This is a genomic window from Rheinheimera sp., assembly GCF_020217005.1.
Lineage (GTDB): Bacteria > Pseudomonadota > Gammaproteobacteria > Enterobacterales > Alteromonadaceae > Pararheinheimera.
The window spans coordinates 1-10000 of the sequence record NZ_JAIWOI010000016.1; the positions used below are offsets into that span (position 1 = coordinate 1).

10 protein-coding genes are annotated in these 10000 nt (G+C 47.1%); 5 read left to right on the forward strand and 5 right to left on the reverse strand.

Annotated elements, in window-relative coordinates:
- A partial coding sequence (locus tag LDL40_RS00770) for a LysR family transcriptional regulator (protein WP_300992717.1) occupies window positions 1-238 on the reverse strand: 238 nt, incomplete at its 3' end.
- Window positions 239-333: 95 nt separating this feature from the next.
- Between LDL40_RS00770 and LDL40_RS00775 the strand changes: the two genes are divergently transcribed.
- From LDL40_RS00775 to LDL40_RS00790, 4 genes are all read left to right on the forward strand, one after another.
- Window positions 334-930 (forward strand): LysE/ArgO family amino acid transporter, encoded by a 597-nt coding sequence (locus LDL40_RS00775; protein ID WP_300992720.1) that lies wholly within the window; start codon window positions 334-336, stop codon window positions 928-930.
- Between the two features lie 108 nt (window positions 931-1038).
- Window positions 1039-2115, forward strand: a complete 1077-nt coding sequence (gene ltaE, locus LDL40_RS00780) for a low-specificity L-threonine aldolase (protein WP_300992723.1) — start codon at window positions 1039-1041, stop codon at window positions 2113-2115.
- A 106-nt stretch (window positions 2116-2221) separates the two neighbouring features.
- Window positions 2222-5461, forward strand: a complete 3240-nt coding sequence (locus tag LDL40_RS00785) for a S41 family peptidase (protein ID WP_300992725.1) — start codon at window positions 2222-2224, stop codon at window positions 5459-5461.
- 163 nt (window positions 5462-5624) lie between these two features.
- Entirely contained in the window at window positions 5625-6497 is an 873-nt protein-coding gene (locus LDL40_RS00790; RefSeq protein WP_300992727.1) for a DUF1080 domain-containing protein, read from the forward strand.
- A gap of 64 nt (window positions 6498-6561) precedes the next feature.
- Here the strand turns inward: LDL40_RS00790 and LDL40_RS00795 are convergent, their stop codons facing one another.
- Window positions 6562-6990: a hypothetical protein gene (locus tag LDL40_RS00795; protein ID WP_300992729.1), complete on the reverse strand. Its 429-nt coding sequence runs from the start codon at window positions 6988-6990 to the stop codon at window positions 6562-6564.
- 250 nt (window positions 6991-7240) lie between these two features.
- Here LDL40_RS00795 and LDL40_RS00800 point away from each other — a divergent pair, with 250 nt between their 5' ends.
- Complete coding sequence (locus LDL40_RS00800; protein WP_300992731.1) at window positions 7241-7426, forward strand: hypothetical protein; 186 nt, start codon at window positions 7241-7243, stop codon at window positions 7424-7426.
- Between the two features lie 57 nt (window positions 7427-7483).
- Here LDL40_RS00800 and LDL40_RS00805 read toward each other — a convergent pair whose 3' ends face one another.
- From LDL40_RS00805 to LDL40_RS00815, 3 genes are all read right to left on the reverse strand, one after another.
- Window positions 7484-8752 (reverse strand): MFS transporter, encoded by a 1269-nt coding sequence (locus tag LDL40_RS00805; protein WP_300992733.1) that lies wholly within the window; start codon window positions 8750-8752, stop codon window positions 7484-7486.
- Between the two features lie 117 nt (window positions 8753-8869).
- Entirely contained in the window at window positions 8870-9460 is a 591-nt protein-coding gene (locus LDL40_RS00810) for an FMN-binding negative transcriptional regulator (protein WP_300992735.1), read from the reverse strand.
- A gap of 6 nt (window positions 9461-9466) precedes the next feature.
- Window positions 9467-9862 (reverse strand): GNAT family N-acetyltransferase, encoded by a 396-nt coding sequence (locus tag LDL40_RS00815; protein WP_300992737.1) that lies wholly within the window; start codon window positions 9860-9862, stop codon window positions 9467-9469.
- Window positions 9863-10000 lie beyond the last annotated feature (138 nt).

Genomic DNA, 10000 nt, shown 5'->3' on the forward strand with positions numbered 1-10000 from the left:
AGCCTAAAGCAGTTTCCATCTGTCGCACTTGCTGTAAATGGTTTAATAAAAGTTGTCCTGTTGCTGTTGGCATCGGTGGGCTGCCGCGCATTAACACCGGTTGTCCCAGCAGTGATTCCAGTTGCTTAATGCGACGACTGATAGCCGATTGAGTTAAATGCAGCGTCGCAGCAGCTTTTTCAAATCCACCTTGTTCAGTCACAGCAGCAAGGGCCTGCAATAAACGATAGTCAATCATCAGTTTTTCTCATGATGCAGAAAATTTATTTGTTGGATTCATAATAAGCCTACTGGTTAAGCTTATACCAATAGTTGTTAATGGAGACGGAACTGATGCTGTCGTTTTTTGCCGGTTTTACTGTGGGTTTGAGTTTAATAGTGGCGATTGGAGCGCAGAATATCTGGGTACTCAGTCAGAGTATGGCTGGCGCTAACAGGCTGGTGATAGCAGCGGTTTGCATTTTATGTGATGCAGTCCTGATTGTGATCGGAGTCTACAGTGTGCAGCTGATTCAGCAGTGGCTACCTCCTTTAGTACCTGTATTAACCTGGGCTGGTATTGCCATGCTGTTATGGCTGGCTTTTGGTGCAGCTCAACGAGCCTGGCAAGGACAGGGCGCTTTGCTGGCAAACAGTACAGTGCAGGTGCATAGCTGGCAAAAAACGGCACTGACAGCTTTGGCTATTACTTTGTTAAATCCTCATGTGTATCTGGATACTGTAGTGCTGATTGGTAGTGTGGGCTCAGCGCAGCCAGAGCCTTTCTGGTTTACACTGGGCGCATGTCTGGCGTCTTTGTGTTGGTTTAGTGCCCTAACTGGTCTGGCACCCAAATTGAAAGTCTGGCTTAGTTCGCCTCTGCGTTGGCGGTTGTTTGACTCTTTGGTGGCCTTGCTGCTGACGGGTATAGCCATCAAGCTGGCACTATAAAGCGACATGCAGCTGATAAAAGCCGTTGGGCCGCTCTTGCGCTGCGGCTGCCGATAAGGTCTGATAGAAGCTTCTTCATAGCAGAGCACAGATGTCAGGAAAGCACAGATGGCCGATTTTCGCAGTGATACCGTCACCCAACCCAGCGCCGCAATGAAAGCTGCTATGCTGGCAGCCCCTTTGGGAGACGACGTTTTTCAGGACGACCCGACAGTCAACGAATTACAGCGCTATGCCGCAGAACTTTTGGGCTTTGAAGCAGCATTATTTGCCCCTAGCGGCACTCAAACCAATTTAATAGCACTGATGGCGCATTGTCAGCGCGGTGATGAAGCCATAGTAGGACAGCAGTGGCATACCTACCGCTGGGAAGGCGGCGGAATGGCGGTATTGGGCTCTATTCAGCCGCAGCCTATTGAACTTCAGCCAGATGGTACTTTAGCGCTTGAGCATATCCGCGCTGCGGTAAAACCTGATGACCCACATTTTGCCCGCACGAAATTAGTTGTGATGGAAAACACTACAGGCGGCAAAGTATTACCGCTGCACTATATGAATTCAGTAGCAGCTTTGGCCAAAGAGCTGGGATTAAGCTGCCATATAGACGGCGCGCGGCTAATGAATGCGGCAGTGGCTTTGGCGACAGCAGATGGAGTCGATCCAATACAAAAAGCCAGACAACTCTGCGCTGGTTTTGACTCTGTGTCTTTGTGTTTATCCAAAGGTTTAGGTGCACCAGTAGGTTCTTTACTATTGGGAAGTCAGGCCTTTATTCAGCAGGCGCGCCGAATTCGCAAAATGTTAGGTGGTGGCATGCGCCAGGCTGGAGTGTTGGCCGCAGCAGGTTTATATGCGTTGCAGCATAACGTAGAACGTCTGGCAGAGGATCATCTGCACGCTCGGCAACTTGCGGAAGGTTTAGAGCGCATTGGCTTGGAACACCCGGTTCTCAGAGGCAAATTGCAGTTGGTTTCAGTCCATACCAATATTGTATTTACCGACATAGCTCTTGATGTCGCACAACCTTTGCTGGTCTATCTGGCTGATCATGGGATCAAGTTGACCAGCAGTAATTACACCAAAGCAGATCAACAGTATCAGCGGGTGCGCTGGGTCACTCACCTGGATATCAGTGCTGCAGATATTCAAAGCGCACTGATGGCGGTGCAGAGATTTGCGCTTTGATCGGGATTAACTCCCTGATTTCTGAGGTAGTCCCCTCTGTTTTTCTTCGATGAAGCTGTTAATGTAAAAACATAATTAGATTAAAAGCAAAACATCCGGGGCTACCATGAAATTCACTTTAGTCGCTTGCCTGAGCGCTGCTCTTTTTGCCAGCCATTTTTCTGAAGCTGCTTATTACCGTTCTCCTTCGATACAACAAAATCAAATAGTGTTTACCGCAGAGGGAGATTTATGGCTCAGCACCGTCAATGGTGCGGAAGCCAAACGACTCACTACTCACCCAGCGGAAGAATCTCAGGCTTTGTTTACGCCTGACGGCAAAGCTGTTGTCTACGTGGCGGCATATGATGATACCCCGGATATCTATTACTTGGCTTTGACCGGAGGGGCGCCAAAACGTTTAACCGCACTAAATGCCAAAGTGAAATTGCAAGGCTGGAGTCTGGACGGCAAGTTACTGTACAGCACAGACGCTACGACGGGTCCGGTTAATAGCTGGGTGCTCAAACTACTGGATCTGGAAACTCAGCATACTGAAACTTTGCCGCTGTTGGATGCTGTGGAAGCCGTGCTGGATGAGCAAAATAGTTACCTTTACTTTATCCGTTATGGTTTGCAACTGACTGGTGACAATGCACGGCAGTATCAGGGCGGTGCCAAAGGGCAACTCTGGCGCTGGAAATTAGGGTCACAGCTCGAAGCCGAACCTTTACTGAAAGATCACAAAGGCTCCCTGCGTAATCCAATGTTATGGCAAGGCCAATTGATACTGCTGAGTGACATGGGCGGCAACGCTAATTTGTGGTCTTATAACCCAGAGTCCGGAGTAGTTAAGCAACTGACTACAGAACAGGATTTTGCAGTGCGTTCGGCCAGGCTTGATCAGGGCAAGGTCATTTATCAGTCAGGTGCTGATATGAAGGTGCTGGATTTAACTTCAGGACAAAGTCTGATTCAGGCGCCGGCTTTAGTGACCGATTCGCCACAGCAACGCCAGCGCTTGCTGGCTGAGCCACTGAAGTATTTAACTTCAAGTTCGGTAGGATTCCCCAAAGAAAAGCTGGCTTTGACGTTGCGTAGTAAGGTGCAGGTATTGTCCAGAGCCCCACAACGTATTGTTGAGCTGCCAGTTCCTGACCAAGCGCGGGCACGCAGTGCAGTGGTCAGTCAGGACGGGCAATGGGTTTATCTGATTTCCGACCAGTCCGGCGAGCCTGAAATCTGGCAATACCCGGCTGATGGCTCAGGCAAAGGTAAGCAACTAACCAAAGATGGCCGGGGTTTTCGCTGGAATATAAGCGTCTCGCCGGATGGTCGTTATCTGGCGCATGATGATAAACAAGGCCAGTTATGGTTATTGGATATCAACACCGGCACTAATCAATTGGTGTTCAAAAGTGGGTCAGGTTTAAGTCCCTATGGCGACTTGGTCTGGAATAACAGCAGCAGCCTGCTGGCTTTCACCACTGAAAAGGATGGGACAAGCCGCCAGCAGATTGGTTTGTATTCAGTCAAAGAGCAACAGGCAAAGCTTTTGACAACAGCTAAGTACAACTCCTTCAGTCCGGCATTTCACCCTGACGGTGATTGGTTGTATTTTTTGTCTGAACGAGAATTAAAAGCGACTCCAAGTGCTCCCTGGGGCGATCGGAATATGGGGCCAGCTTTTGATAAAAGATCCCAGGTGTTTGCTTATGCGTTGAGCGCTATGGCTCAGTTTCCTTTTGCAGCAGAGACAGAATTGACGGCAGGTCTGGCGGGGGAGGGCAAAACACTGACAATGCAGGACTTGCCCGGTCAGCTTTGGCAGGTTCCTGCTGCAGCTGGTAATTATCAAAAACTACAGGTTGGAGTTGATTACCTGTATTTGCAGGAGTTCGAATACAGCGGTGACGCTGGAGCAGTGCGAGCGTTAAAAATTGAACCTGATAATACAACATTACTCAGTTTTGCTGGCAAGGTACGAAATATCCAGAGCAGTGCAGATGGCAAGTCACTGTTCTTACAGTATGAAACTGCGCCCGGTCAGTACAGGTTTTTCTTAGGTTCAGCGACAGCCAAAGCACCTGAAGGCGAAGGTTCAGAACCCTGGGCGGTAGAGAAAATCAGCTTACGGCTGGATCCAAAAGCAGAATGGCAGCAAATGTTCCATGACGCCTGGTTGATGCACCGTGAGTTTTTATTTGACCCGGCAATGCGGGGCGTGGATTGGGGCACAACCAAAAAACGCTATTTGCCTGTGCTCAACAGAGTGACAGATAGATATGAACTGGACGATTTATTGGCGCAACTGATTGGCGAATTGTCAGTATTACACTCTCAAGTAAGGGGAGGTGACTATGCCAGGGCAGGCGAAAGCAGCAAGGCGGCCAGCTTAGGCGCAGAGTTTGTCAATCGGAATGGCAAATTAGTGCTGCAGACGATTTATCAGACTGATCCCGATTTACCCGCAATAGCCAGCCCGCTGAACTCAGGTGGTGTTGAGCTGAAAACTGGCGACAGTTTAGTAGCAGTGAATGGGAAAGCGGTCAGTTCGGTTCTGGATTTGCAGCAGGTGTTACAGCAGCAACAGGGCCAACAGGTTTTAGTTCAGTTTGAGCGGGGCGCTAAGCTGATCAAAAAAGTGGTAGTGCCTGTGAGCCCGCAACAAGAACAACTATTGCGTTATCAGCACTGGGTGCAACAGAAAAAGCACCAGGTCGAACAACAAGGTAAGCAGCAACTGGGTTATTTGCATCTTTACGCTATGGGGCCAAATGATATCAGTAACTTTGCCCGGGAGTTTTATGCCAATGTTGACAAGCCTGGCTTGATTATTGATGTGCGCCGCAACAGGGGAGGCAATATTGACAGTTGGGTGATTGAAAAACTGCTACGTCGGGTCTGGGCCTTCTGGCAACCAACACAGGGCAAAGCCTACGGCAATATGCAGCAAACATTCCGCGGCCAGTTGGTGGTGTTGACTGATGCTCTGACTTATTCAGACGGTGAAACTTTTGCCGCTGGTGTGAAAAGTCTGGGCTTAGGTCCTGTCATAGGACAACAAACTGCTGGTGCTGGTGTCTGGTTATCTGGCCGTAATTTACTGGCGGATATGGGCGTGGCCCGTGTCGCCGAAACAGCCCAGTTTGACAAAGACGGGCGTTGGATCATCGAAGGACGTGGTGTTAGCCCTGATATCCTGGTCGATAATCTGCCTTATGCCAGTTTTACTGGTCAGGATGCGCAACTGTCTTATGCCATTAGCTTGTTGCAACAACAACTGCAGGAAAAAGCAGTGGCTGAATTTAAAGCCGAAGCTATAAAACCAGGTATGGCCAAAGACGTGCAAAAACTGAACTGGTAGCTTGATTGTAGAGTCGCTCACATTCTGAACTATTCAGAATGTGAGCAGCGCTTGTCTGTACGAAAAAACATAATGGGTTTTGCTTTAGTGTTGAGATGTAAGCGCTTTACAATTGAGGATTAAACTGATATCCAATTGAAATCATTCATTATTGGATAAAACAATGCCATTTAAACTTCTGTGTATTTCTGTCGCCTTTTGTAGTTTTTCAACTCTGGCTGCTGACTGGCAGCCTTTATTGGATAAAAATCTGAGTCAATGGGATACCTATCTAAGCTACAAGCATAAAGAATCTTATGATGGTTCCGTGCCAAAAGATGAGCAAGGTAAACCTATGGCCCCGATAGGATTAAATACGGGAAACGACACTTATAAAGTGTTTACCATGCAGGAAGAGAACGGTGAACCTGTACTCAGAGTCAGTGGTGAAATTTATGGTGCTGTCACCAGTAAAAACTCCTACAGAAACTACCATTTAAAGCTGCAATTTCGTTGGGGCGATAAAAAGTGGCCACCTCGTCTGAATAAACTCAAAGACAGCGGCATTTTGTATCACGCCGTTGGTGAGCATGGACAAGAGTATTTCCGTTCCTGGATGATGTCACAGGAATTCCAGATCATGGAAGGTCACAACGGCGATTACTGGCAACAAGCTGGTTCTGCTATAGATGTTCGAGCTTTTATGCCTGAGTCTATTATGAATGCTGTGGCCGATGAGAGTCAGCCTTTCCTGAAAGTGGGCAAAGGCGAAGAGCTGCAGGGGTTTGTGTTACGAAAAGACAATCATGAGAAACCTGCGGGGCAGTGGAACACTCTGGAGCTGATTAGTTTTGAAGGCAAAAGCCTGCATATAGTGAATGGTCATGTCGTGATGGTGTTACGCAATTCCAGGTATGTAACAACTGATGGAAAAACCTTGCCTTTAGTGGAGGGCAAAATTCAATTGCAAAGCGAAGCGGCTGAAGTGTTTTATAAAGATGTGAAGATTAAGCCTATACAGCAGATGCCTGCTGAATATGTTGGTTTGTATTTATAATGGTCTTAAAAAGGCAGCAGTTTCGCTGCCTTTTTTGTTATCAGTACAAAGACGGAAGAAAAAATCAGAATTTATAACCGACGTTAAATACAGCCAGAGTTTTGCTTTCGCCATCACGACGACCTCCATCGTAATCTGCGGTACCTACACCAGCACCTAAAGTCCAGCCTCGGCCGCTAAAACCATTGAGATGATAATCGTAAGTGGCCAGCAACAGGCCATCGCCGTCAAATACGTCTGAGGCTGACGCATATTGTGCGCCAAACACATGTTGGCTGCTGGCTGAGGGAGCTATATAAAAGCCAACTGCTGCACCTCCAACACCTGCACCAACGTAGACAGCCATATTGTCTTCACGGTACATAAATTTACCGCCTAAATCTCCGTACTGAGAGCCAAAACCGGCCGCTGGTACAAATTCACCAGCCTGAGTGTTACCCACACTGAGCGCTGCTATCAAGACCAAAGTGGTCAGAGCTAGTTTAGTATTCATTTTGATGAACCTCGCTTTTAAAACCAGAACATACGCGGTGACGATAGGGCGCAGTCTACTGGCGTGAACTGAACCTCAGCTTACTGCTGGTCCGGTTTGCTATGCACTCAGCCCGGGGAAAACCTAAAGCTAAAAACCTTGGCTTAATTCAGCTGGGGCTCATCTTTGTCGGATTACACTTCATCCTCGCCTGCTGTTGGGAAGTCCGAACCTTACCCGGCAGTGTCAACCAAAGACAGGAGTGCATCCGATGAGTGCAATCAAACAACAGCAAAGTGCGCAATCTAAATACAACCTAAGCAACAGAAATGACAATTTAACCCAGCAAGAGCGTAGAGCTCTGAGCTTAATCTGGCGGGACGATGAATCTGAGCCCTTGGCTTCAAAACGCTATGACTCGACCACAGATCACTGTGCTGAACTGGGTTACAACTGATAAGTTAAAAGCGTTGCTGTTTATACGGCAAGGCTCAGGCAAAGCAAAGGGGAGTTTTTATGAACCCGCAGCTGTCCTTTGTTTTGCTTGTTTTTTCCAGTCCTGTTCAAGTTGCACAAAGTCAGGTCTTTTCAGCTTAGCGCTGTGTCGATAGCTGAAAAACACCGCCAGACATAAACTAAAACTTATGGCAAAAAGCGTAGGTCCACCCCACAAGTCCAGTATCATGCCTCCGACTACAGGGGATAACGAGTAGCCTATGGCGTACAAGCTGGCAGCACCAAAATAACTGCCACGTAAGGCGGTTGGGGCCAGTTGATCTAAATGTACGTTCATATTGGCAAATAACACTGCTTCGCCAAGACTCAATATAAAAACTGCCACTATCCAGCCCCAAAACCAGTCTGGCGGATTCAGCGCAAAAGCCAGTTGCGACGTTGCCAACAGCAATAATCCTGCATAAATACGTGATAGCACAGACCAGCTTGCCATCAGACGCAATAATGGAAATTGAAACAGCACTATCACAGTTGAATTTAAAATAATCATCGCGGAAATCAGTCCGACCAATTCGGGGACTTTTGCCCGGGTCAAATATTGGATTAAGCTGGAGTCACCGTGAGCGTAAATAAAGGTCACTAAAATATTGGCGACAATCACCAGTAAAAACAGCTGGTCTTTTTTTAATAAAAATAAAGTTTGGCCAAATCGCATTGGATTGTGACTTTGTCTTGGTTGTATAGGATTTTGTCGGAAGAACAACACGGCCAGTCCCAACAACAAATACGATACAGCAGTAATAAAAAAAGTCAGTGGATTACCTGTCATACCTGCTGATAGACCCAGTAAAGGGCCTATTGCAGCACCAGCATTGACCATAAAATAAAGACCTTGCAAGGCCAGTTCACGATCTTTGGCATCGGGCAAGGTGTCGCCAAGCCAGGCTTTACTGGGCGCATCCCATAAAGCCCGTGGCAAAGTAGATAAAAAAATACAAAAGATAAAGCCTTCTTTGCTTTGTACCAAAGCGAAACAGCTAAATGCAAAAGTACCTAATACAGCGGCGGATAATAACAGGGGATAGCGTCCAAAACGGTCCGATAAGTAACCGGCATAAAAGCCAAGCACTACAGCAAGCAAAGCGGCGCTGGTTAACCACAAGCCGATTTCAGTCGCACTCAACTTAAATTTTTGATAGAGCAAAACAGAGATAAAAGGCCAGACCATAAAATAGCTGCCGCGAACAAAAAAGTTGCCCAAAAGCAGCACCCATGCCGGGCCAGGCAAATTTTTTATACGAGTCCAACTGACCAGATCTGACATCATGCTGCTCCGCAAAACCAAGCCTTATACTAACGGAAAAACCCAAACTAAAGGTTTGAGTTTTAAAAGAAAATTAGCTTGCTTTAGGAAACAGCAAGTTGCTTAAACGCTGCTTTTACTCTACTGACAAAGACCGAGCTTTTGCATCAGTTGCCAGACACTTTGAGGTTGCTCCGTCGCCTTTAAATAGTCGCTGACTTTTTGCCGTTGTGATGCAGTTTTATTTTGTGACAGCTTCATTTTACCAAGCCAATTGCTGATCTCTATTCGTACGCCACAGATGCCATGAACTAACTTTTGCTGGTACTCCACTGACTGCAGCATATCTGGCGCAGAAAAGCTCTCCTGACGCCGAGCCAGGGCCAGAGTTTGCTCCTTGTCCAGAGTAAAGGCTGTGCCTTTGAGTTCAACCAGACTGTAATTCCAGGTCGAAACCGCCTGTTCTTCGCCATAACAATCGCCTGCGACAAAAGCATGAGGCCCCATAATCAAGATTTGCACCTGCTGTTCATGCAATTGCTTTAGCTGTGGATTATTGCGGGCCATATGGCAGAAAGCCGTTAGATGCTGCTCTTGCCAGTCAAACAAAAATGGCAAAGGGGTATAAAACAAATCCGGGCTGTTGCTCAGCAACAAGCCAAAATAGTGCTGCTGTAAGAATTGACGGATCTGATCCGCATCTTCGTTCTGAAAGTGTTTAGGTAAATACATAATTTCTTAATGTTCTCTTTTAACCACAAAGGCATTGTGACATAACTGATAGCCCACTTTGGGATAGTAAGTCATTGCACTTTCTGCACTGTGCAATAACTGCTGCACTTCAGGACCAGTAAGCAGTTGCACCTGGCGCAGTAATTCTTTGCCAATGCCATTGTGCTGAAGCTGTTGATCCACCAGCAAATCGCAAATATAGACAACCCAGGCTTTGTCCGTCATACAGCGTGCCAATCCGACCAAATGCCCCTCCTGTCGTGCTGTTACCAACAAATTTGCGCTGGCAAGCATGGTCGCCATGCGGTTTTTATTGTCTATGGGTCTGTTAATGCCGGACCTTTTATACAAAATCAGCATTTCCTCTAAATCAAAGCTGGATTCGATTTGATAACTTAGCATATCCACTCCTCGGTGCTTGTGTCTGCTGCTGTTGTATCGCTAAACTGGCACTATTAAAAGTGCCAGTTTTGTCAAAGTGAGGGATCCAGTTTGCGGATTGAACTTGGAAGTTTCTTTCTATCAGGAGAAGGAACTTTG